Origin of the sequence: Pandoraea sp. XY-2, assembly GCF_004193915.1 — a bacterium.
Classification (GTDB): Bacteria; Pseudomonadota; Gammaproteobacteria; order Burkholderiales; family Burkholderiaceae; genus Pandoraea; species Pandoraea cepalis.
Genome location: NZ_CP030849.1, coordinates 4,886,430 through 4,910,182, shown reverse-complemented (window position 1 = coordinate 4,910,182; position 23,753 = coordinate 4,886,430). Strand labels below are relative to the sequence as shown.

Here is a 23,753-nt window from a genome sequence, read left to right as displayed (position 1 = left end):
GACTTAGCGCGTGCGGTGGTCGGCGGACGGATTGTCGAATACGTTGGACGGTGACGTGGGCGCGGCGGCCGGCACGTCGGCCGAGGACTCCGGGGCAGCGACGCCCGGCGGAAGCGGCGGCGGGTTGCCACCCCGTCCCGCTTCTAGCTTGTAGAGCCACGCCAGCAACTCCGCGACCGCCTGATAGAGCTGCGCCGGAATCCGCTGATCGAGGTCGACCTGCATGAGCAGGCTCACCAGCTCAGGTGATTCATGCACATACAGGCCATGCTCGTGCGCGGTGCGCACGATCGTTTCGGCGAGCAGGCCGTAGCCCTTCGCCACCACGCGAGGTGCAGTGTCGTTCGCCCCGTAGGCGAGCGCGATCGCGGTGCGACGTTCCGGTGGCAGCGTCATGCCGCACCTCCGGTCGCTGCGTCTGGCGAAACATCGCCCACCGATGGCCCCCGCCCGGTTTCGGGGGCGCGGCGGCAACGTGCGCTGGGCGCGCAGGGTCGGCCGGGTTGGCACCTGCCGATGACCCGCCGACGCTTGCCCCGCGTCCGTCAGCGCGCCGAACGACAATTGGCTCGCGATGAGTCCGACGGCCGCGAGTCGCTGGCGCAATGCCTCACCCTCTTGCGACAGCACATCGGCCGACACGGACGAATCGGTCAGCAGGCGCGCCTGTAACTGCTGCCCGGACAACCCGAGCGTGACGTCGACCGTGCCCAGCAACGGCAACGTGAGACGCAAATGGGTATGCCATGTCGAGGGCGTGGCCGCCTCGCCGGGCATCGGTTGCCCGGCCCGTTCTTCGACCTGCCATGCCATCGGCGCTCCCGGCCACGCCATGCCGTTCCACTGGAATTGCGGATTCACCAGCATGTCGAGCTGCTGACGCACCAGCGTGACACTTTCCGCGGGCGCATTCGCCACGGCGGCCATCGCCCCGGCCGGGCCGTGCGGCGCAGCATTCGGCGGTGAGCCGTTGCTCAGCGCAGCGAGCGTGGCGTCAGCCCCCTGCGTGCCTGGTAATACGCTGCTCGTTGTGTGCGCCACACTTGCGGCATGCGCCAGCGCATTGGCCGTGTTGGGCAGATTGGCGCTCGCATGCAGACCGCCATCGGTTGCCTCGCCCACCGCCGGCGGCGCAACGACGCCGGGCGGCGCGGCACCGGAGGCGGCTGCGACGGGCAGGGTCGACGGGCTGAGCGTCGGCCAACCGGTGGCCAGCACGGCGTCGGCGCCCGCGGGGCCCAGCAGTCGGGTAAGCGGGCCGGGACCGGGCAGCGTGGCGTCGGCACCGGCCGCACGCAACTGCGCGGCCAGATTCGCCGACGCGGGCCAGCGTAATTGCGGCTCGGCCTGTAGTTGCTCGAACGAGCGGCTGCCAGAGGCCCACTGCGACAGATGCGACTCGTAAAAGAGCCCGCTCGCGGACAACGCCTCCTTCAACGCCGCCGCGAGCAGCGGCGCGAGCGCGGGCGCGCCGGTGCCGGGGGCGGCAGGCCACACGGGCGTGCTCGCCTGCACGGGGCCGGGCGAGTCGGGCGCAAGCCGCAGAATCGTATCGATGGTGCGCGCGGCGGCCGAGAGGGTCGCTTGCTGAACCGGGGAGGGAAGCCGGGCACCGGCCTGCGGCGGCGCGTTACCGAGTCCGACGGCCGTCGCCGATGTGCGGGTGGCAAGGTCGCCGAGGGCGGACGTGGCGTCGCCGGTGGGCGGCAAGCCCGTTACGGCGCCTGGCGCCGTGGTCGAGGCCGCCCCTTGCCCGACGCCGAGCAAAGTGTCGAGCCGTCGTGCGAGCGTTGTGGCCAGCACCGAATCGAGACCGGCCATACCTGACTGACTCCGAAGAATGGGCGACGCGACGCGCTGGCGCGTCAGGCGCCCAGGTTCAGGCCGTAGACTTCGTGCAGGGCACGTTGACGGCGTGTGCTGTTGATCATGGCATCCAGATGCGCCAGACGCGGTACCACGAGATCGCGAATCGCGGCGTCGTCGGCCAGAATGCGACGGATGACGGCGTGCTTTCGCGCCCGCTCGTCCTCGTTGAGCGGCAGTGACGCGTCGAGCTGCTTGATCGAATCGACCTGAGCACGATACTGCATCTCGAGGTCGATGAGGGCATCCCAATCGCCATCACGCGCTACGCAGAGCATGCGTTCCGTGAGGCCGGCAATGCTCTCGTAGCAGTTCAGCAACGTCTTGGCTTCACTCATAGCGCACTCCGGTGCCCGCCTGTGCGGCGGGGGCCCCCGTGCCGACCGCCGGCGTGATGGCTCGCCAGGCCGATGCAATCGTATCGAGCAGGGTGTCGACTTCCTGTACCTTGATAACGTCGTTCTCGAGATTCGCTTCGAGCAGGCGTTGGCCCATGTAGTCGTAGAGATCGCGCAGGTTGCGCGACAGTTCTCCGCCGGCGTCCATGTCCAGGCCGTCGCGCAGACCGCCAATGATGCCGATGGCTTTCGAGAGCGCAAGTCCGCGATCGGCGATGCGGCCGTCTTCGAAATGGACGCGGGCCTTCGTGAGGGCTGCCTTGGCACCGTCGAACAGCATCATGATGAGCTGGTGCGGGCTCGCGGCGATGACGCCCGTCTCGAGTCCGACTTTGCGATAAGCGTTGGCGGCGTTTTGACCGTACATGACTTTCTCCGAAGCGCGCGGCGTGAGTGCGTCGCGGGCTTACTTCGAGGACGACGACGAAGACGACGAACCGCCAAGCACCTGCTTGAGGTAGTCGCTCGTGTTCTGCAACTTGGCCATCGTCGCGTCCAGCGCCGTGAACTGGGCGAGGTAGCGGTTCTGCATCTGCGTCATCTGGTCCTGCCAGTCGCTTTCCTGCTGCTGCACCTGCTTGATGCTGGCATTCAGGTTCGACGTGGCCGTGCTGATGGCGCCCTTGGCACCCAGGAAGTTGCTGACCTGGTTCGACAGCAGCGACGCATAGCCTTGCGAAAAATTGATGGTGCCACGATTGCCGAGGTTGGTGCCCGTGACCTGGATCTTCAGGCCGTCGGTCAGCGAACCCGCGGCGCCCGTCAGCGACTGGCCGCTGCCCGTGGCGATCACGCCGCCGATCGAGCCGCCGACGTCCACGCCATCGGTGCTGGGCGACACCCCCGTGCCGAACAGCGTGGTCTGGGCATTGCCCGACGTCACACGGATGTTCGAGGCGGAGCCGTAACGGTTCGACGTAATCGACAGCACCCCGGCGGTCTGCTTGACGGTCACTGTCGAGCCGTTGGCCACGAACTGCGAGTTGCCATTGATCGCGGCCTGCAAGGCCGCGGCCATCTTGTCGGGTGTGTACGTGCCGTTCGGGATGGTGATGGTCGTGCTCGTGCCGTCGACCTGCACCGTCAGCGTATTGTCGGTGCCGTTGATGACGGTGCTCGCGCCAAGCGTGGCGTTCGACGTGAGCGTGCCTTGCGTCGCCAGTCGCGTGATGACCACGTCGTACTGGCCCGGCTGGGTATTGGTGGTCGAGCCCTGATAGCTGATCAGGCTATCGCTGGTCGTGCCGTTGGTGGCAAGCAGCGACGCGAGTTGGGCGAAGCCGCCCGAGGCGATGGCCTTCTGCAGCTTGGTAGAATCGACCGCCAGCTGGCCCGACGTATCGGTGGCGCTGCCGGAGCCGTCGCCGGCCTGGAACGTCACGCCGATGTCCGCGAGCGAGGTCAGCACCGATCCCGAGACCCCCGGCAGCTTGCCGTTCAGGATCTGCTGGATCTGGGTCGTGATCATCTGCGTGGTCGTGTCGCCGATCAGCGGACCGTTGTTGTTCGAGGTGCTGCCGGGCGTGGCGCCCGACTTGTCGAAGTACGTCAGCTGGCCGATCGCGGAATGCAGGGTGTTGTACGCGGTGACGAAATCGTTGACCGACTTGGTGACGCCGTCGCTGTTGTTGCTGACGCTGACGGTGGTCGTGCCGGTCTTGAGCAGGGTCATCGACAGACCCTGCACGGCGCTCTTGACGGTGTTCGTCTGGCTCGACACGGCCAGGCCGTTGATGGTCAGGTTCGCGTTCTGGCCCGCGGCCGTCTGCGTCAGGTTCTGCGTGGCGGTGGGGTCGTACGCCAGCATGTTCGTGAGCGTGGCGTCGCCGCCGGCGGCGACGTCCACCTTCATGCTCATCGCCTGGCCGGTCTGCGTCGAGGTCAGCACCAGACGGTTCGGCGTGGCGCTGCCGTCGTTGACGATCGTGGCCGTTACCCCGCCCTTGGCGGCGTTGATGGCGTCGCGAATACCTTGCAGCGAATTATTGTTGTTCGTGATCGTGATACTGAACGGCGCCTGCTGGGCATTCGGCGAAAAGCTGGCACCAGTGTACGTGCCGTTCGCGAGCGTGCCGCCCGATATCGTGCCGAAGCTGAAGGTCAACTGGGTGGACGCGCCACTGCCGATCGAGGCGGCGGGATCCGACACGCCGGACGTCGACAGGCTTTGCGCCTGCGCCAGTTGCGTCGTGTTGATCGTATAGCTGCCGGCCTTCGCCGTGGTGTCCGCCGACGCCGTCAGGAAGGTCGCGTCGCCCGGGGTGGCCGTCATCTGCAGGAACGACGACGCCGACGACAGGGCCGACAGCGACGACTGGAACGAACTCAGCGCCGATTGCAGGCTGCCGAGCGCGGAAACCTTGGTTTGATAGCTGGCTTCTTGTGACTTGAGCAAGCTGAGCTTTTGCGTGGCCGGCTGCATCAGACTGGTCACGAGGGCGTTGACGTCCAGCCCGGAGCCGATGCCCGGTGACGAAATGGAGCCCGTAGTGCTACTGCCGGTAGTCGCCATAAATTGCTCGCTCTCTCAAATGGTTGCTCAACTCACAAAACGCCGGCAGGAAAAAGACTGCCTTTGTAATGTTTGCGGCGGCGCCCCCGTGAAGGTGGCGCCGCCGGCGGCCCGGCCACGTTGCCGCCGGGCGTCAAACCCTACCCAACAGGCGCTTACTGGAGAAGCTTCAGCACTTGTTGCGGCAGTTGGTTGGCCTGGGCCAGCATCGAAATGCCGGCTTGTTGCAGGATCTGCGACTTGGTCAGGTTGGCCGTTTCCGCAGCGTAGTCGGTGTCTTGCACACCCGAACGCGCCGTGGTCAGGTTCTGCGTCGTGGTCGACAGGCTCGAAATCGTCGACTGGAAGCGGTTTTGAATAGCGCCCAGGGTCGATTGCAGCGTGTCGACGGTGCCGATGGCCGAGTCGATCTGCGACAGCATCAGCGTGGCGCTGTTCACCGACTTGACGTCGGCTTGTGCCAGGCTACCGCTCGTGGCGTAGGTCGTGGCAGTCGTCGGCAGACCCAGCTTGGTCAGCGTTGCCGCCGTGCCGCCGCTGATCTGGAACGCCGAACCCGAGCTGAGGTGCATCTTGCCCGTGGTGTCGACATACGCGTTCACGCCGCTGTTCGACGAGTTGATCGCGTTGGCCAGGTCGCTGGCGCTGTTCATCTTGCCGGTGATGTTCGTGGCCTTGCCGTTGACGGTCAGGACCAGGTCGCCTGCGGCCAGCGTTTGCGAGAACGTCGAGGCGACGGCGGTCGACGTGGTCGTCGTACCGGAGGTAGCAGCGGCGACGGCCATGCCCAGCGTGGTGGCGTCGGCACCCGCGATCGTCATCGTTTGTGCCGCGTCGGTGTTGGTGATGGCGATTTCACCGGCCGAGTTGACCGAGGCGACGTTACCCGTGAACCCGGCGGACTGTGCGGCGGTGTTGATGGCCGTGGCCAGGTCGGCCGAGCTGTTGTACGTGCCAGCCTTGACGTTGACGGCGGCGCCCGCGCCCATCTGCACGGTCAGTGCGGCAACCGTGAAGCTCAGCGGATTGGCGGCCGACGTCGTTTGCGCGACCGAACCGATGCTCGAGATGGTCATGCTTTGTTGCAGGTTGACCGAAATGGTCTGGCCTGCGTTGGCGCCGACCTGGAAGTTCGCCGTGCCCATCGAGCCGTCGAGCACGTTCAGGCCGTTGAACGACGTTTGCGTGGCCAGGCGGTTCACTTCCGCCAGACGCTGCTGGACTTCCTGGTCCAGTGCGGCGCGGTCCGAAGCCGAGTTCGTCGAGTTGGTCGACTGAACGGCCAGCGTGCGGATGCGCTGCAGGTTGTCGGTGATCGCCGACAGGGCGCCCGCGGCGGTCTGCACCAGCGAGATACCGTCGTTGGCGTTGCGCTGCGCTTGCTGCGTGCCGTTGATCTGGGCCGACATGCGGTCCGTGATCGCCAGGCCGGCGGCGTCGTCGGCGGCGCTGTTGATGCGCATACCCGAGGACAGGCGCGTGATCGAGGTTTGCAGGCCCGACTGCGACGTGCTCAGGTTACGTTGTGCAACCAGCGAGAAGATATTGGTATTGATGACAGATGACATTTAGCCACTCCTTTCCCAAAATTTTTGGCTCCGGCTTAAGCGCCGTAACTTCGGCTCTACAGCCATTCGCCGAAAGCCGCCGTTGTAGGGGATATCGGACGGCCATTGGGAAAATTTAGGGTGATTTCACAAAATGATGTGTCACCCCCCATCGACGGGCCCTGTCGATGTAGGAAAAACGCTAGCGGATCAGTCTACAAAATTCTTCCCCGATCGATCCCGCAAGGAAAGGGGCAATCTGCCGCTTATTCAATCCCTGTAAGGCTTGGAGAGGCGCAGGCGATTGCCTGGCCCCCGCGGCGCGACCGCCAATTCTCGGCAGGTGGCAACGCTTTGAAGGCGCACGAGAAAATTTTTCGCCTGGGTGAGAAAGCGTTGCCGGACGCAACGCTGTCGACGACGGAGGTCGGTTCGGCGGTCCGAAATGCACGTGGCCCGCATTCTCGGGCCACGTAGTGATCGCTTACTTCTGATGGGGTGGTGCCGGAACGCTCAGGCGCAGAGCGGTCCCATCTCGGCGCTGACCAGGCCGTGTTGCATCACGTAATAGGTGAGTTCGGCGTTGTTGTTCAGGCGCATCTTTTCCAGCAGGCGTGTGCGATACACGCTCACCGTCTTGACCGAGAGCGAGAGCGCATTGGCGATGTCGGTCAGGCGCTTGCCCGAGCCGATCATGCAAAGCGTTTGATATTCCCGGTCGGACAGGCGCTCGTGCGGCGGCTGGTCGGCGTCCGGGCCGAGGTAGTCGGCGAGCGTCTCGGCGACCATCGGGCTGACATACTTGCGGCCCGCGGCGACCTGCCGCACGGCCGACACCAACTGCTGCGCGTTCGAGCGTTTGCTCAGATACCCGGCCGCGCCGGCCTTGAGGGCCCGAAGCGCGAACTGGCCTTCACCGTACATGCTGAAGATCATGATCGGCAGACGCGGATGTTTGCGCCGCAGGGTCTTGAGAATTTCGAGACCGTTCGTGTCGGGCAGCGAAATGTCGAGCAGGACGATGTCCCACTGGGCGGCGTCGGTCATCTCCAGCGCTTCCGCGCCGCAGTCGGCTTCGCCGACGACCGAGATGCTCCCGCTGTCGGAGAGCAACTGTCGCACGCCCTGACGCACAATGGCGTGGTCGTCGACGATGAGCACTCTGAGCGTCATGATGCGTATCCGTGAAGAGCAAGCGATTCCGGGGCATGATGGCCGGTCGCGGGTGCCGCGGCCGGGGACGACAGAATCTGGTGCCAGGGAAGACGCGCGCTCACGAGCGTCCCCGATCCTTGCGCACTGCCAATACGTATCGTGCCGCCAAGCGCCGTGCAGCGCTCGCGCATCCCAACCAATCCGAAATGTCCCTGCTTGCGACGCGCGCCGCGGACCAAGCCGCAACCGTCGTCGGAAATCGTGAGTTTGAGTGAACGATGACCGCCGTCGAGCGCCACCACTACGCGAGAGGCGTGTGCGTGTCGGGCAACGTTGGTCAAGGCTTCCTGCGCAATTCGATATAACGCCAGCACCGCGTCGGGCGTGAGCTTGGCGACGCGCTCGCGCGTCACGTCGTCGCAGCGCCAAATGCAGGTGAGACCGCTTTGTTCGCCAAAGCGACGCAGCCAGGCGCGCAACGACGCGACGAGACCGGCGTCGAGCGCGGGCGGGCGTTGGCGGCAGACGAGGTCGTCCGCCGCGTCTTGAGCCGCGTTTGCTGCCTGCTGAATCTGGGTGCAGAGGGACTGCCATTCGGCGGCGTTGGCCGGGGCGCGCGTGGCAAGACGCGCCACCACCAACTGCAGTGCCGTGAGGTGCGCCCCAAGTCCGTCGTGTATCTCCCTGGCCAGGCGCGTGCGCTCGGCTTCGCGAGCGGCGTCTATCGAGCCTGCCTCGGACAGTGCCGGCGCGCGCGCCGCTGCCGCGCGCGAGGCGGACTCGGCGGGCAACGCCGTGTCGCACGCAGCCGCCGGACCCGATGTCGGCGTCGCGGCGCGCGTGTGCAACGCGTCGTCAAGTGACACGCGACGTCTCGCAGCCTGTGCGGCACGATCGACGAGAAACGGCATGGAGGCAGATCCCTGAGAGAAAAAGTCCCGTGCCGCAACTTGCGCGCCGAGACCCCACCGAATTTAACAAACTTTACATTTCGTCACAATTACACGTGGCAAACAAGCACATGACGGACGTCGAAGCATAACTCTTTGATTTGGATCAAAAAGTATTGGCGTGCTTAAGGGAAATTCTGCGAAGACCCCAAAATATATCAGGGTTTGTCCTAGCGCATGGAGTCGAGCCAGTGTTTCAAACGATTTTTTCAATCTAACCAACGGTAATGACTGAGTTTTTCCTGCGACTTCATACGGCTGCGATTTTCTATCACGCGGCGGTGCAGGCATGCGGTGTGAGGTATCGGAGACGTGACGCCGGCAACGTCTTCTAAAGGGCGTTGCGTTCAGCCTCTACCGCGAGCGGTAGCGTCACGGTCACAATCAGGCCGCGACCGTCGTCGCCCGACGCCAGCGTCACGGTGCCGTAACTGGCCGCCACGATTTCCTTGACGATGGCCAGCCCCAACCCGGTGCCGGGCTGACCCGGCGGCGCATTGCGATAGAAGCGCTCGAACACACGCTGCCGCGCCTCGGCCTGGATGCCCGGCCCATCGTCGATCACGCGCAGGCGGGCCATGTCTTGAGGGCTGTCGATGGCGACGGTCACACGACCACCCTCGTGGATATAGCGGATCGCATTGTCGACAAGATTCATGACCATGGCGTGAAACAGCTCGCCATTGCCCTCGACCCACACGTGCGCTTCGGTCGTCTCCAATCCCAGATCGATATGGCGTCGTTGCGCAAGGGCGACGAGTTCCTCAAGCACGGCGGCGGCCACCGCCACCAGATCGACGCGCGAGCGCGAGAAAGCGGGCGTGTCGGCCGCCTCCGCCTGCGAGAGCAGCAACAGCTTGTTGGTGAGATCGGCCAGCCCTCGACTGCTCGTCTGCATGGCGGCGAGTACGTCGGCCAGCGCCGCGCGGTCATCGAGCTGCGCGGCGAACTGCAACTGGGTATCGAGCAGCGTGAGCGGGGTGCGTAGCTGGTGCGCGGCGTCGGCCACGAAGCGCCGCTGTTGCTGCGCCTGTGCCGAGAGCCGCTGGATGCATAGGTTGATGGCGTCGACGATAGGTCGCAGTTCGGTTTGGAGTTGTCCGGCGCGAATGGGCACCAGTTCCTGCGGCGCGCGCCCGGCGACCTCGTCCTTGAGGCGAATGAGCGGATGCAGCTCCACCGTCAGCCCGATGAGCACCAGCAAGGCGGCCAGCGCGGCCATGGCGATCTGGCGGTGCAGCGACGGTTCCCACAACTGCGAGAGCATCGCGTCGTGCGCGTGCATCGTCTCGGCCACCACGACCGCGACCTGATAGGGTGTGCCGGCGTTGTACATCGTGCGCACATAATTGACGGCCCGAAGCGGCTCGCCATTCACGGTGACGCTGAAGTACGCCGGGGTCGTGCCGGAAAAGAGCGGCGGGCGCGGGAAATCCGGCGGCCCGGCGAGCAATTGGCCGTCTTCGGTGACGACCTGATAGAACACCCGGTCCCGCGCCGGCGACGCGAACAGTTCGAGTGCGGAGGGCGGCACGCTCGCGCGCAGGGCCCCATCGACCCAGGTGAGTTCTCCGGCGATCACTTGTGCCGACGTGAGCAAGGCCCGGTCCTGCACGAGCGCGGCGGTGTCGCGAGCACTGCGATAGGCTTGCCATCCACTCGCGCCGATGTAGAGCGTGAGTGGCAGCATCAGCCACATCAGCAGCCGTACGCGAAGGCTAAGCATCTTTGGCGCGCAGCAGATAGCCCAGACCGCGCAGCGTCATGATGGCCGCGTGGCTCGTCTCGAGTTTCTTGCGCAGACGATGGATGTAGATCTCGATGGCATCGGCGCTCGGTTCGTCGTCGAGACCGAAGACGCCGTCGACGAGGGCGCTTTTGGCAACGGTCTTTCCCTGCTTGCGCATGAGGATTTCGAGCACGGCATGCTCGCGCGACGGCAGCGCGAGCGGCGCGCCCGCGATCGTGAACTGTCGCGTACCCGCGTGATAGGCCAGATCGGCACACACCAGATCCGCGCTCTGCTCGGGCGCATGCCGGCGGGCGAGCGCCTTGACGCGCGCGATCAGCTCGCGCACTTCGAACGGCTTCACCAGATAGTCGTCGGCCCCCGCGCCGAGACAGTCGACCTTCTCGTCGACGGAACCGCTGGCCGTGAGAATGATCACCGGCACATTGTTGCGACGCTCACGCAGCCGTCGCAGCACATGCTTGCCGCCGAGCTTGGGCAGCATGAGATCGAGCAGCACCACGTCGTACGTCTCGGTTTGCAGCAGACGGTCGGCGGCGTCGCCGTCGCGCGCGGCGTCGACCGTGAAGTTGTCGTCGCGCAGCATGCGGGCGAGCCAGTGGGCGAGGGTGTCGTTGTCTTCGATCAGCAGCAGTTTCATGACGGCAAAGGCGTAGGGCGACGGAGGCAGTGACGCAGACAGCGACGGCGAGTGTGCCCGCCGAACCGGCGCAAGCCAACAGCGGGTAAACACCCATCGGTTGCGCGAGAAAACCTGCATGGGACGAAAGCTCGATGAAAGCTTCGGTTTTCTACAATTCGCATCAAGGCAAAGGAAACGATTCAGAGGACCGCTGCCTGGGCCCTGTGGCCAACCACGGAGGTCGGCCGGCGCCGCAACGCGACGCTTGAGCCATTATCCCTAAAAACGATGGAGACACCATAATGCGAGCAAGCCATGGCGTGCGTACGCCGAAAGCCTTCGTGAAACCCGTTCTGGCCGCCGTGTTCGGCGCATCGCTGGCGCTGGCCGCCGTGCCGAGTTTCGCCGCCGACAGCGGCAAGATCACGATCATGGTAGGCGGCATCACCAAGATGATCTACCTGCCGGCCAAGCTTGCCGAGCAACTCGGTTACTTCAAGGACGAAGGGCTGAACGTCGAGCTGCTCTCGCAGCCGGCCGGTGTCGACGCCGAAAACGAATTGCTCGCCGGTGCCGTGCAGGCCGTGGTTGGCTTCTACGATCACTCCATCGACCTGCAAAGCAAGGGCAAGGAAGTGGAGGCCATTACGGTCTTCGGTCAAGTGCCCGGTGAAGTCGAGCTGGTCAATGCCAAGAGCCGCGATACCATCAAGAGCATGGCCGACATCAAGGGCAAGACCCTGGGTGTGACCGGCCTGGGTGCGTCGACCAACTTCCTCACGCAGTACCTCGCGGCCAAGCACGGCATCACGTCGTCGCAATTCTCGGTGCTGCCCGTCGGCGCCGACAACACGTTCATCGCCGCCATCAAGCAGAACCGGATCGACGCCGGCATGACGACCGAGCCGACCGCCTCGCGCCTGATCAACACGGGCGATGCGGCGGTGCTCGTCGACATGCGCACGATGAAGGGCACGGTGGACGCGCTGGGCGGCGCTTACCCGGCGTCGAGCCTGTACGTGCAGCGCGCGTGGGCCGACACGCACAAGGAAGAGGCGACCAAGCTGGCGCGTGCGTTCGTGAAGACGCTCAAGTACATCAACACGCACACGGCCGCCGAGATCACCGAGAAGATGCCGAAGGACTACTACGCCAACAACAAGGCGCTGTACCTGCAGGCGCTGCAGAACTCGCTGCCGATGTACTCGCCGGACGGCCGCATGCCGAAGGATGGTCCGGAGACGGTGCTCAAGGTGCTCGCCGCGTTCAATCCGAACGTCAAGGGCAAGCACATCGACCTCTCGAAGACCTACACCAACGCGTTTGTCGACGCGGCGAACGTGCCTAAGTAAGCGTTCGATTCGCGTATCACCCTTTGACCCTGTAGTTCAGGCGCGCGCGTCGCTCGACGCGCCGCCACCCGAGCCGCCCGCACCCGACGACCGTCCGGTGTGTGGGCAGACTCACCCCTGAAAAACCGCAACGACACCGTTTGCCCTTCGACGTTACTGAGGAACCGGGCATGACCCAGACCATCACCCCCACTGCGCCGGCGCGCGCCGCGAGCCCTGTCTCGCGCGATACCCCGGCCATCGAATTCGACAACGTGTCGTGCCGCTTCATCTCGGCGGACGGCCACGCCACCATCGCGCTGCGCAACTTCAGCATGTCGGTCGCCCGCGGCGAGTTCGTCGCCATTGTCGGGCCGACCGGCTGCGGCAAGTCGACCACGCTGTCGATGATCACCGGCCTGCTGCGCCCGACCGCCGGCAGCGTGCGCGTGATGGGGCAGCCGGTCAGCGGCATCGACCCGCGCATTGGCTTCGTGTTCCAGAACGACGCGGTGTTCCCGTGGCGCAGCGTGCGCGAGAACGTGGCCGCCGGCCCGCTCTTTCGCGGTCAGTCCAAAGACGCCGCTTACGCACTGGCCGACCAATGGATCAAACGCGTGGGCCTGGACAAGTTCGGTGATCACTACCCGCACCAGCTCTCGGGCGGCATGCGCAAGCGCGTGGCGCTGGCACAGACCTTCATCAACAACCCCGAAATCCTGTTGATGGATGAGCCGTTCTCTGCGCTGGACATGCAAACGCGCACGCTCATGCAGGACGAGTTGCTGCAACTGTGGTCGTCGACGTCCGGCTCGGTGGTGTTCGTCACCCACGATCTGGAAGAGGCCATCGCACTGGCCGATCGCGTGTTCGTGCTCACGGCGCGTCCGGCCACGTTGAAGAATGTGTACACGATCGACCTGCCGCGTCCGCGCGTGATGTCCGAAGTGCGCTACGAGCAGCGCTTCATCGACATTTCGCGCGAGATCTGGGCGGATCTGCGTGAAGAAGTGAAGATCGGTTGAAGGCGACGCCCCCCGAGGGGCATCGACAATGATATTGCGGGCCGCGCATCGACGCGCGTGCCCACGCCGTCTGGAGGAGGGCATGAACATGAGTGAACAGGCCATGGTGGCAGGATTCAGTGACGCCGATCTCGCGCGCGAGGAAGCCAGCGCGCAGCGTCGCATCAAACAACGTCGCGCGCTGGTGATTTTTCTGCGCGTGGCCATTCTGGTGATCGGGTTGGGTGGCTGGGAAGTGGGCGCGCGGGTGGGGTGGATCGACCCGTTCTTCTTCTCGCAACCGACTCAGATCGTTGCGCAGATCTATGAATGGTGTGTGGAAGGCACCTCGCAGGGCCCGCTCTGGACGCAGGTGTTCGTCACGCTCGAAGAGACCGTGCTGGGCTTTCTGATCGGCGGCGTGGCGGGTGTGATCTGCGGCATCGTGCTCGGCCGCAACAAGCTGCTCTCGGATGTCTTCAGTCTCTACATCCAGATCGCCAACTCGATTCCGCGCGTGGTGCTCGGGTCGATCTTCGTGATTTCGCTGGGTCTGGGCATGGCCTCGAAGGTGGCGCTTGCCGTGGTGATGGTGTTCTTCGTCGTGTTCGCCAACGCCTTCCAGGGCGTGCGTGAGGCGGATCGCTACATGATCGCGAATGCGCAGATCCTGGGGGCGTCGCGCCGTCAGGTGACGATGTCGGTGGTGATTCCGTCGGCGTTGTCGTGGATTCTCGCCAGCCTGCACGTCAGCTTCGGCTTTGCCCTGGTGGGTGCGGTGGTCGGTGAGTTCCTCGGCTCGAAGCAGGGCATTGGCCTGCTGATCTCGACCGCGCAGGGCGCGTTCAATGCGAGTGGCGTGTTTGCCGCGATGATCGTGCTTGCCGTGGTGGCGCTGGCGGCGGACTATCTGCTGACGTCGCTCGAGAAACGTTTGCTGAAGTGGCGTCCGGCGGCGTTCAGCACCGAGTAATACCGACGGTCATCGGCTGCGCATAAAACAACGGCGCCATCCGCTGCGGATGGCGCCGTTGTCGTTTGGCGTGGGACGCGAGGTCGCCAGGTTCCTGAGCGCCTCGCCGTGTCCGGGCCTCGTCAGATGTTGAGCTTGCTGACCTTCGTGCCTTCGACGTTCAGGTTGGCCATGAGACCGGCGTTGGTCATCACGATCACTTCGACCGGCGAAGTCGCGGTGTTCAGATCGACCGCGCCGTTCGCGCCGATCTTGACCAGGGCCACGGAGGCGTCGGCCCCCGCCGTCCAGCCGTCGGTGCGCTGGAATTTGTCCAGGGCGTCCTGCGTCATGAACAGGAAGATAATGGCCTTCGACTGCGCACCGATCTGCAGACCGAACGAGGCCGTCACCGTGTTGTAGTAGCCCTTCGTGGTGCCGCCCACGCGCAGCGCGCCTTCGCCGTATTGGCCGCCCACAACGAAACCGGCTTGCAGCACCGACGGGAACACGAGCATGCCGCGCGACTTGTTCACCAGTTCGCGCGAGCCCGGTACGGACGCATACATCCTGTCGAGCGCGCCATTCACGGACGCATCGATCTCACGGCGCTTGTTCGCGTTGGCGCCGGGTGAGTTGTCGCTCTTGCTGGCCTGCGACGGGCTGGTCGTGGTGCAGCCCGACAGCGCGAATGCAGCGGCGGCAACAGCGACGGAAGTCTTCATCAGGAATTCGCGTTTTTGCATTTTCTCCCTCCAGGTAGCGTGTGCCGCGTGCTGAGCACGGCGGCATGGATCCGGATAAAACGTCGGGCCGATGACGCATTCCACGCGGCACGCGTCGTGTCGGCCATGAAGCGGATGATGAGAACGATAATTCGGCATCCGACGGATGCGTCTGCATGAAATCGTGGCAGACAACCCGTCGGCGTGACGACGATTATGCGGCCTCTGACGTTATTGTCAAGAAAATAGGGCAACAAGTTCCGTTAACTTGCAGACATCTCTCGTCAACGTGTAGGTGTCCACCTACGTGCACTTGCGCTTGTATTCCTCGATGAGGGCTTTGCGCGGGCGGGTGCGTGTAGGAATGTCGACGCGATCGCCGGCGGGTGACTCCACGCGTCGTCCGCGCTGGTAGACCGGCTTGTCCGGCGTGTTGGCGATCTTGTCGGCGAGCGCGCGACACTCGTCGCGCAGTGAGGGTGATCGCGCGCCGGAAGCGCTGGCCTGCGACGCGGCCTGATCGCGCGCGGCTTGCGAGCATTGCTCTGGCGGCAGGGCGCGGCCGACGCTATCGAAACACACGGGCGTCTGCGCCAACGCGCCGCCGCTCACACCGAGCAGTGCGACGACAGTGGAAGCTTGCAGAAAGCGTTTGATCGGCGAGTAAGACCGCGCAAGCCCGGCAATGCCGAGCATCGACGCTGCGACGCCGTTTGGCGTGAATGAAGCGGATGAGGCGGATGAGGCGAAGGCTGTGCGGGCAGTGGACATCGGGGACAGCGTAGCGGCGCGGCGTGGCATCGTCGATCTCCTCAAGGGAACCGCGCTGCGGCGCGGGTGCGCCTATTCTGGCATCGCCCCGGCGGGATTGTCGATACCCGCGACGCCATGCCGCGCCGCGCCCAAGCCGGGGCGGTCCGTGCGCAATTCGAGCCGATAGCCGACGCCATAGATCGAGCGCACGATTTCCTCGTCGGGCCGGATCGCCTGCAACTTGCGACGCAGGTTCTTGATATGGCTATCGACCGTGCGATCGGCCACCACGCGGTGATCGTCGTACATGCGATCGAGCAGGTGGGCACGAGGGAAGGTCTTGTCGGGATGGCTCGCGAGCGTCGCCAGCAACCGCAACTCCACCGGCGTGAGCGGCAGTTCGTGTCCGTCGAGCCGTGCGTGATGACGCATCGCGTCGATGACGAGCGCGCGCGGCGGTGCCGCATTCGCAAGACTGGCGGTTCCTTGGGGGCCGGAGGGGGTACCGGCGCCTCTCACCCGGCGCAGAATCGCCTTGACGCGCGCCACGACTTCGCGCGGACTGAAGGGCTTGCAGATGTAGTCGTCGGCGCCGAGTTCGAGGCCCAGCAGCCGGTCGGTTTCTGCCGCGCGCGCCGTCAGCATGACGACCGGCACCTCGGAGAATTCGCGCACGGCGCGGCAGACTTCGAGGCCGTCCATGCCCGGGAGCATGAGATCGAGCAGCACCAGGCGCGGTTGTGTCGCGCGCACGGCCGCAACCACGTCGCGGCCGTCCGAGAGAATGCGGCAAGGCATGCCCGCCACCCGCAGGTATTCCGCGAGCAAGGCGGCGAGCTTGGGCTCGTCTTCGACGATCAGAATCGGGGCAGTGTCGGAGAGGGGCATCGCGTCGGTCGGTGAACTTGGGGTGGAAAGCGGCGTCGGGGTCAATGCGTGCGACGCGCCCGGCGACGGGGTCGGCGAGGTCGAAGCCATGGGCGAAGGGTTCATCACGAGCTCGCAAGGGCGGGGTCGTCGAGCCGCGCGGGCCCGGGTCGGCGCGGCCCGCCGGGTGACCTGTCGCATCCGCCGCCGCACGCCCGGCCTGCGGCCGCCGGCGCAGGGCGGTGACACGGCAGAGTGATCGTGAGTGCGAGACCGCCCAGCGGGGAGTGTCGCGCGGTGATCTGGCCGCCATGGGCTTCGACGATATGTTTGCACAGCGTCAGCCCCAGTCCGGCGCCACCGCTTCGCCGGCTGCGCGACGCTTCCACGCGGAACAGGCGCTCGAACAGACGCGGCAGCGCGTCGTCCGGCACGCCCGGCGCAGAATCTTCGATCTCCAGACGCAACTGCGTGGCCGTGGCCGACAGGTACACGCGCACGGCGCCGCCGCCGTCGGTGTACCGCAGCGAGTTTTCGAGCAGATTGCCCAGCAGTTGCGTCACGCGGTGGAGATCGCCGTTGATGATGAGCGTGTCGTCGGGCAGGTGCACGTTCAGCGCGATGCCCTTGGCATCGAACCAGTCGCCGAACGCGGCCACGGACGTGGCGACGCGCTCGGTCATGTCGACGGGGGCGAACGTGTAGGTCAGTGCGCCAACGTCCGAGAGCGAGAGTTCGTACAGATCGTCGATCAGTTTGGAAAGCTGCGAGATTTCAACGCGCAGCGAGGCGAGGGCGTCTTGCGTGAGCGGGCGTACGCCGTCTTCCATCGCTTCGATTTCCCCGCGCAGGATCGACAGCGGCGTGCGCAGCTCGTGGGAAATGTCCGCGAGCAGGTCGCGGCGCGAGCGGTCGTTGCGGGCGAGCGTGTCGGCCAGGCGATTCAGATCGACGGCGAGACGGGCGAGCTCGTCGGCACCGGCCGTCGGTGCGCGTACGCTGTAGTCGCCCATCGCCATGCGGTGGGTGGCCTCGAGCAGCGGGGTGACGGGCACGAGCAGACGCCGGGCGAGGTGCAGCGCCACGACACCGAGCAGCGCGACGCCGAGGACCGTCAGATACATCAGGTTGTCGCCGCACAGCCAGCGATGCCCGCCGAGCGCGGCGCGCACGGCGAGTGCCGTGGCCGTCATGGTGATCAGGCCCGTCGCGAAGAGCGCGAGGAAAAGCTTTCGGGTGATGCCGGAGTTCATGCGCTGCGTGGTTGGGCGAACGGTGACGGCGGGAAAGAGCGCCTGACGGGGCGAACCAATGGGCTCTGCCGGCGTTGGCGCGCCATTTTCTCAGCATCGGTGTGGCGCGCGGCGGGCCTCCACAAATTTTCCTCTATTTGTGCTTAGTGCCTGCACCTGCACTCCTTACTATCCCTCTCGACGCTGGCCGCCGGGTCGGCTGCGTCATCGATCAACCGTTCACACTATTCCAAGACGACCGGATCCGGCATCCGGGGTCGGCGCGGGGGCGCCTCACCATGTCGAAGCTGTCGATGCTACCGCGCGTTGCGGCGCGCGGTGTTCTCCGGACGCTTGCGCTGCTGGCCGCCACGGGCGCCATGTTGGGGGCCTGTTCCAGCTCGGCGCCGGCGCCCACGCCGATGGGCATGATGCCCATGCCGCGCGTGGCGAACGTGCAGACGGGCGGATCCATCTACCAGTCGACCACCGCCACGAACTGGTTCGAGACACCGGTCGCGCATCGCATCGGTGATCTGCTTACGATCGCGGTGTCCGAAAACTCGTCGGGTGGAAACAAGTCGCAGAGCGACATCTCGCGCAACGCGAGCGTGACGGCCAAGACCGCCAAGGCCAATGGGGCGGATTCTGTGCTGGAGCGCTGGTTCAACATCGGTCAATCGGCCAGTGCCTTCAAGGGCAACGGCAACAACAGTTCGAGCACCGCGCTGGCCGGCACGATTGCGGTGGCGATCGTGGACGTATTGCCGAACGGCGCTTATGTCGTGGGTGGGGAAAAGCAGGTCCTGCAAGGGCGCAATATGGAGACGTTCCGCTTCACCGGCGTGGTCAACAAGTTCGACATCTCGCCGGGCAATGTGGTCGCGTCGAGCAAGGTGGGGCAGGCGAAGGTGGCGCGGGTGGAGGAGGGGCAGGTTGCCGACGGGAGCAGCGGTGGCTGGCTGCAGGGCATTCTGCTCGGCGTGTCGCCGTTCTGATGAAACGACTGGCGATAGTGCTGATGCTGGCGGCGGCCGCCAGTGCCACTCTGGGCGGGTGCCTCTTCACGACACCGGTGCCGGTGCTCGCCGCGCAAGTGGCCTCCAGCATGGTGTCGACGGGGGTGATGTTGTCGGATCAACTGCCGTCCATCGTGCCGCCGACGACGCCCGCCGCGCCGGAGTTGCTCTCGCACAATGTGTGTATCGAGCTGGCGCCGGATGGCATTTCCGATCTGCTGCCGGCGATACAGGGTCGCCTGCGCGCCTATGGCATCGTGAGCACGATCTACAGCCCGGGCACCTGGCCGACGGGCTGCGTGGTGCTCAATTACTCGGTGCGCCGCGCCTGGCGCGATGCTCTGTGGGGCAACACACCGAGCGAATATCTGGCCTATGCAACGCTGACGCTCAGCCGCAACGGGACAGTGATCAATACGGTGTACTTCGACGGTCGATCGCGCACGGTCGAATCGTCGTCGGCGTCAAACTCGCGCATCGCGCAACTGGTTGACCGGCTGGTGGTGTTTTGAGCGAACAAGGGGCGGCGACAAGCGCCACCCGCGAAAGGGCGTTCAGAACCGGTAACTCACCTTCAGACTCCCCGCCTGCGACGATGCGCGTGCCGTATTGACGAGCGCATCGTAAGCGAGCGAGATATCCAGGTGCTTGGCCAGTGTCACGCCGACGCTGGCGCCGAGCGTCAGGAAGCCGCGCGGCAAATCCGCACCCGGTGCGACGAAGGCCGTCCCGTCCTGCGAGGCCACGGTGATCACGCGGGCGACATCGAGCAGTTCGTGTGCGTACGCCACGCGGAACTGGACGTTCACGGGGCGCGTTGCGTCGCCGAACGCCTTGTCGAGCGTCACACCGACAAACGGTTGCAGGCTCTGCGTGTTATCCGTGCCAATGCGCAGATTCTGCCCGCCCGCACCGCTCTCTTCGAAGCCGTTCGCGTGAAAGTAGGCGTAACGCAGGCCGGCACGAGGCGTGACGACAATGCCCGCGATCGCCATCGGTGCACTCACCTGTGCCGCCGCCGTCAATTCCTGCCCGATATGATCGCCCTCGGCCGTGCCGATGCCCGCGAACGGGCGTTTCTGCGACAGGAAGTGAAGGCCGTAACCGAGAGTGGCGGCAACATCGACCGCGCCCATCTCACGGCTTGCATACGCGGCAAGGCGCAGCGTGTCCCGTGTGCCCGAGCTCGCCGTGCCCTGTTCCGAAAGATCGGCATGGGAATAGCCGCCCGCAAGCCCAAACATGACGCGTTCTTCGTGCCGTTCCGCGCCGGCAAGGAAGCCGTATTGATTCTCCTGGAAGCCAGACTGAGCGCCCGAGCCGTTCACACGGGCATGCAATCCGGTGGCCGTGGCCCAGACGGGCGAGGTGCGCGGCACTGCGTCGCCCGTGGCAAGCCCTGTATCCACGGCGCGTCGCGTGGCTTGATCGAGAAGCGCTGCGGCCGTTGACTGCGCATTCGCCAGCGCCGCCGTGCCCAGCGCGGTGTAGACGCTCGTGTTTTTCGGCGCAATCACGACTGCCCCCCGTTCCCCGGATCACTGACGGACGGATCGGCCAGTGACAGGATGACATCGTTCGCGCCATAGGCGACCGACGATTGCAGGCTGCCAAGATTGGCGCCTGCCGCCTGCGCGCCGGTGACCGAAGAGAAGCGACCGCTTACGCCATTCGCCGCGGTAACCACCGTATAGCGTGTTGCCTGGTACGTGCCGGGATCGTACGTAATCGCCAGCACCCCGTTCAGCGTCGCGCTTCCCGATACCTTGAGCTGCGACGCCGCCGTCGGACTCACCTCGATCGCCAACGTCGCATTGGACGCCTGTGTGTAGTTTCCACTGATGCGCAACGTGCCGATGGAGCCTCCCGGCGCCACGATGCCGCCGTTGGTCACGCTGCCGATAATCGTGCCGTGCCCGCGCAAGGTCCCTTGTGCACCGACGGCCACGTCGCCGCCCAGTGAGGCGGTGTCGTGGTTGGCATCGCCGACTTCGAGCGTGCCCGCCGCAACGCTCGTCGTCCCCGTGAAGGCCGTGCTCGCGCCATTGAGAACGAGCATGCCGCTGCCGAGCTTGGTGAAGGTCCCGCTGCCGGCAAGGTCGCCGGCATACGTACTGTTGCCTGCGGCGTCGACGCTCAGCGAATTCGCCCCCATGAGCAGATGTGTGCCCGCCACGCCGCTTAATCCGGAGACCGCTTGCGCACCCGCGGCAGACATATCGAACGTCGCGCCGCTGCCCAGCATGGCAAGGCTCGTCACCGAAGACAATTGGCCGGCGCCCGTCAATGCCAGCGTGCCTCCATTGATCGTGGTCGCGCCGGTGTAGACGTTTGTGCCCGAGAGCGTCTGTGTGCCGCCATTCAATGTCAGCCCACCGGAGCCGCCGATGCTGCCGGAGAAGACGCCCGAGGCGCTCGTGAGCGTAAGGGTACGGGCCCCGAGCGCGACCGACCCACTGCCGGCGATGCCCGTCAGCGACGCGCCGTTTGTCGTTGCCGAAATGTCGAGCGCGCCGTTATTGGTCAAGCCACTCGATGCTGCGACACTGCCGCCGCCGCTGAGCTCGAGGGTCGCACCGCTGTCGACCACGGTCGCGCCGGTGTAGGTGCTGGTGCCTGTCAGCGTCTGGGTGCCGCCGGCCAGGCGAACGCCGCCCGTGCCGTCGATGACGCCGTCGAACGTGCCGGCCGCGTTGGTGAGCGAAAGTGACTGTGCGCCAAGCCGCACCGTACCCGCGCCTGAAAGCGCCTTGATCGACGTCCCCGCCGTGACGGCGGATATATCTAGCACCGAATTGAGCACGACGCCGGACGACGCCGCGATGCTGCCGCTTCCCGCCAGGGCGAGTGTGCCATTGCTGATCGTGGTCGCGCCCGCATAGGTGTTGGCGCCCGAAATCGTCAACGTGTTGCCGCCTACGGCACTGAGCGAGCCAGCCCCGGAAATCACGCCGGACATCGTCAAGCCGGTCGACGCGGTGGAGACGGTCACGCGCGACGCCGCGTCGCTCAGGATGACGTCGTTGTTCAGTGTCAGCCCCGTGTTGCTTGCGGTAATGGTGGCCGTCGCTCCCGCGTCGAAGAGCAGCGTTCCGAGGATCGAGGAGCCTGTCAGCAGATTCAGCGAATTGTCCGTGCCGCCAAACTCGATCGCCGCCGCTCGGGTCCCACCTGCGCCGGTCAGCGCACCCATGATGAGACCTGCGTTCGTGATCGAATCCGTGCCGCGCGTCACCACGCCGACCCCGCCCCCGATGCCCATACCGCCCGAGATCGTTCCGATATTGGTGAGGGAATTGTGGGTTTGGGCAAGATCGACGCCAGTGCCCCCGGCGCCGCCTGCAGCGGACCCCGAGGCGCCCGCGCCCGCGGCGGCGCCTGCGCCGCCCGTGATCGTGCCGGTATTTACGATGGACGCGCTGCCGCCGAGCGAGAGCAGGCCGTCGCCGCCAGCGCCGCCGCCGCCGCTGAACCCACCGGAACCCCCGATGCCGCCGACGCCCCCGGTAATCGTCCCGTTGTTGGTGATCGTTGCTGCGACCCCAGCTGAGGTGAGTCCGCTACCACCTCCGCCACCGCCCCCGCCGTTGCCGCTCACGCCGTTGGTGGCATTTCCCCCGTTGCCCCCGGCCCCGCCCGTGACCGCTGCCGCGCCTGTGACGGTGATGTTGCTGCCAAGGTAATACAGCCCGGTGTTGCCGCCGTTCCCACCGTTTCCGAAGTTGGTTCCGTCCGGTCCCGCGTTGCCGGCGTCGCCCGTCAAAGGTCCGTTGACAGTGATATTGCTGGAGGCGATCACTTGCGCGGGACCGTTGGCTGACGCGCCAGCGATATCTCCGATGGCGCCTGCGCCGCCGGTACCGAGGGCCCCCCAGCTTCCCGGGTCCTGTACGGTCACGGTGCTGGCGTCGATGTGGCTGGAGCCGCCGCCCTGGCCGTTTCCGGCGCCGCCCGCGCCGCTTCGACCCGGGAAACCGTCGCCGCCCGGTGCACCGCAGCCGCTGGTGTCGCTGGGGGTGCAGGCCCCAGCCCAGACAGGGGCTGCAGCCCCGGCGAGGGCCAGCGCAATGGCTGTGCTCCCGACCGTTCGAATGAACCCCTTACCCGTCGGTCCTCGGGCTGGACCTCGCGCCGGCACAAAGCCGAAATCGGGAGCCGAAGACGTCACCGACGTCGTTGTGGCGAGCTGCGCCTGACGGGCTGCGAGCCCAAGTTTGCGTTGGACCACGAATATTCTCTCGTATCACGCCGTGCATGGCGACCGGTGACCGAGAAGATACGGCCTTTCCCCCGCACTACGGCAGTCATGGGACGCCAACGCTCAGGGAGACCGCGCATATTTCGATTGATGAGCATCGGTGCGTGCGCTATTTGAATGCGCATAGGACACCGAATGTAATACAAAGTAAGGTAACTCGCTATAAGGGTGACGTTTCCCTGCGACGGTGTTCCGCGGTGAAGTGGGCGGTGGGGCTTCAGGCGGCCAGATTGCGGTTCGCGCCTAGTCGGCCATTCTTGCCCTCTTAGCCGGCGCTTCCAAGGCGTTCAATTCCGGCGACGCCGCAAATTCCGGATGCCCGCCGAATGCGGAGTGAGAGCGGATGTAAGTGCTTGATTTGTTTGGCGCGCCCGACTGGAATCGAACCAGTGACCCTCGGCTTCGGAGGCCGATACTCTATCCCTGAGCTACGGGCGCTATGCTGACCACCGGAGAAGAAGGCGCGAACGCGCGACCGGTAGGCAAAGAGGTAGAAGCATAGCGGTTTTGCCGCGCGCCGTCCATGCCCCGTGCATCGTCTTGCCACACAATGCGGCAATTCGTTGCCAAGTGCCGCGTGAGCGCGGATTTACTGTGCATGCAGAGCCCCCACACTTCGCGCACGAAGCACGCGGAACACCGCTTTGGCTTTCGCGTAAGCTAGGGAAAACACGGGACTTTTGCGGCGTCTGCGCACCGCCTTCGCGTGTCATCGGTCAAGGGTTTGTTGCTACAATGGCTCGATATTTTGACCGGATGGCGCCAGCCACCCGGGGTGATGCACTCGGTTTCCACAAAAATACTATTGAGAG

The 23,753-nt window shown here is 65.4% G+C and carries 20 protein-coding genes and 1 tRNA gene; 5 read left to right on the top strand and 16 right to left on the bottom strand.

The window, feature by feature from the left end:
* Nucleotides 1-3: 3 nt before the first annotated feature.
* From DRB87_RS22275 to DRB87_RS22235, 9 genes are all read right to left on the bottom strand, one after another.
* Entirely contained in the window at nt 4-1,821 is a 1,818-nt protein-coding gene (locus DRB87_RS22275) for an EscU/YscU/HrcU family type III secretion system export apparatus switch protein (protein ID WP_130027556.1), read from the bottom strand.
* Nucleotides 1,822-1,865: 44 nt separating this feature from the next.
* A complete protein-coding gene (locus tag DRB87_RS22270; RefSeq protein WP_130027555.1) occupies nt 1,866-2,204 on the bottom strand; it encodes a flagellar protein FliT in 339 nt (112 codons plus the stop codon).
* A complete protein-coding gene (fliS, locus tag DRB87_RS22265; RefSeq protein WP_130027554.1) occupies nt 2,197-2,631 on the bottom strand; it encodes a flagellar export chaperone FliS in 435 nt (144 codons plus the stop codon). Before fliS ends, DRB87_RS22270 begins: the two co-directional genes overlap by 8 nt.
* 39 nt (nt 2,632-2,670) lie before the next feature.
* Entirely contained in the window at nt 2,671-4,776 is a 2,106-nt protein-coding gene (fliD, locus tag DRB87_RS22260; protein ID WP_130027553.1) for a flagellar filament capping protein FliD, read from the bottom strand.
* Between the two features lie 155 nt (nt 4,777-4,931).
* Complete coding sequence (locus DRB87_RS22255) at nt 4,932-6,344, bottom strand: flagellin (RefSeq protein ID WP_130027552.1); 1,413 nt, start codon at nt 6,342-6,344, stop codon at nt 4,932-4,934.
* 492 nt (nt 6,345-6,836) lie between these two features.
* Nucleotides 6,837-7,496, bottom strand: a complete 660-nt coding sequence (locus DRB87_RS22250) for a response regulator transcription factor (RefSeq protein ID WP_017231583.1) — start codon at nt 7,494-7,496, stop codon at nt 6,837-6,839.
* Nucleotides 7,493-8,344, bottom strand: coding sequence for a sensor histidine kinase (locus DRB87_RS22245; RefSeq protein ID WP_165385391.1), 852 nt, complete (start codon nt 8,342-8,344; stop codon nt 7,493-7,495). The genes DRB87_RS22250 and DRB87_RS22245 overlap by 4 nt, the downstream gene beginning before the upstream one ends.
* 415 nt (nt 8,345-8,759) lie before the next feature.
* Nucleotides 8,760-10,154 (bottom strand): sensor histidine kinase, encoded by a 1,395-nt coding sequence (locus DRB87_RS22240; RefSeq protein WP_240756110.1) that lies wholly within the window; start codon nt 10,152-10,154, stop codon nt 8,760-8,762.
* Nucleotides 10,147-10,818 (bottom strand): response regulator, encoded by a 672-nt coding sequence (locus DRB87_RS22235; protein ID WP_026131524.1) that lies wholly within the window; start codon nt 10,816-10,818, stop codon nt 10,147-10,149. The genes DRB87_RS22240 and DRB87_RS22235 overlap by 8 nt, the downstream gene beginning before the upstream one ends.
* A gap of 284 nt (nt 10,819-11,102) precedes the next feature.
* Here DRB87_RS22235 and DRB87_RS22230 point away from each other — a divergent pair, with 284 nt between their 5' ends.
* The 3 genes from DRB87_RS22230 to DRB87_RS22220 all read left to right on the top strand — a co-directional run bounded on the left by DRB87_RS22230 (nt 11,103) and on the right by DRB87_RS22220 (nt 14,108).
* Complete coding sequence (locus DRB87_RS22230) at nt 11,103-12,152, top strand: ABC transporter substrate-binding protein (RefSeq protein WP_130027550.1); 1,050 nt, start codon at nt 11,103-11,105, stop codon at nt 12,150-12,152.
* Nucleotides 12,153-12,322: 170 nt separating this feature from the next.
* Nucleotides 12,323-13,156, top strand: a complete 834-nt coding sequence (locus DRB87_RS22225) for an ABC transporter ATP-binding protein (RefSeq protein WP_130027549.1) — start codon at nt 12,323-12,325, stop codon at nt 13,154-13,156.
* An 82-nt stretch (nt 13,157-13,238) separates the two neighbouring features.
* On the top strand, nt 13,239-14,108 hold the full coding sequence (locus tag DRB87_RS22220; RefSeq protein ID WP_017231589.1) for an ABC transporter permease: 870 nt from the start codon (nt 13,239-13,241) through the stop codon (nt 14,106-14,108).
* 122 nt (nt 14,109-14,230) lie between these two features.
* Here the strand turns inward: DRB87_RS22220 and DRB87_RS22215 are convergent, their stop codons facing one another.
* The 4 genes from DRB87_RS22215 to DRB87_RS22200 all read right to left on the bottom strand — a co-directional run bounded on the left by DRB87_RS22215 (nt 14,231) and on the right by DRB87_RS22200 (nt 17,685).
* Nucleotides 14,231-14,833: a YSC84-related protein gene (locus DRB87_RS22215; protein WP_130027548.1), complete on the bottom strand. Its 603-nt coding sequence runs from the start codon at nt 14,831-14,833 to the stop codon at nt 14,231-14,233.
* 282 nt (nt 14,834-15,115) lie between these two features.
* Entirely contained in the window at nt 15,116-15,508 is a 393-nt protein-coding gene (locus DRB87_RS22210) for a hypothetical protein (RefSeq protein ID WP_130027547.1), read from the bottom strand.
* 147 nt (nt 15,509-15,655) lie between these two features.
* Entirely contained in the window at nt 15,656-16,453 is a 798-nt protein-coding gene (locus tag DRB87_RS22205; RefSeq protein ID WP_240756343.1) for a response regulator, read from the bottom strand.
* Nucleotides 16,454-16,557: 104 nt separating this feature from the next.
* Nucleotides 16,558-17,685, bottom strand: coding sequence for an ATP-binding protein (locus DRB87_RS22200; protein ID WP_240756109.1), 1,128 nt, complete (start codon nt 17,683-17,685; stop codon nt 16,558-16,560).
* A gap of 278 nt (nt 17,686-17,963) precedes the next feature.
* Here DRB87_RS22200 and DRB87_RS22195 point away from each other — a divergent pair, with 278 nt between their 5' ends.
* Nucleotides 17,964-18,662, top strand: a complete 699-nt coding sequence (locus DRB87_RS22195) for a flagellar basal body L-ring protein FlgH (protein ID WP_130027544.1) — start codon at nt 17,964-17,966, stop codon at nt 18,660-18,662.
* Entirely contained in the window at nt 18,662-19,195 is a 534-nt protein-coding gene (locus DRB87_RS22190; protein ID WP_130027543.1) for a hypothetical protein, read from the top strand. Before DRB87_RS22195 ends, DRB87_RS22190 begins: the two co-directional genes overlap by 1 nt.
* A gap of 42 nt (nt 19,196-19,237) precedes the next feature.
* Here the strand turns inward: DRB87_RS22190 and DRB87_RS22185 are convergent, their stop codons facing one another.
* From DRB87_RS22185 to DRB87_RS22175, 3 genes are all read right to left on the bottom strand, one after another.
* Nucleotides 19,238-20,200 carry an autotransporter outer membrane beta-barrel domain-containing protein gene (locus DRB87_RS22185; RefSeq protein ID WP_130027542.1) on the bottom strand — a complete coding sequence of 321 codons (963 nt, stop codon included), beginning with the start codon at nt 20,198-20,200 and terminating at the stop codon, nt 19,238-19,240.
* Nucleotides 20,197-22,911 (bottom strand): autotransporter-associated beta strand repeat-containing protein, encoded by a 2,715-nt coding sequence (locus tag DRB87_RS22180; protein WP_130027541.1) that lies wholly within the window; start codon nt 22,909-22,911, stop codon nt 20,197-20,199. The genes DRB87_RS22185 and DRB87_RS22180 overlap by 4 nt, the downstream gene beginning before the upstream one ends.
* A gap of 393 nt (nt 22,912-23,304) precedes the next feature.
* Nucleotides 23,305-23,379 (bottom strand) — tRNA-Arg (locus DRB87_RS22175).
* Nucleotides 23,380-23,753: the final 374 nt, after the last annotated feature.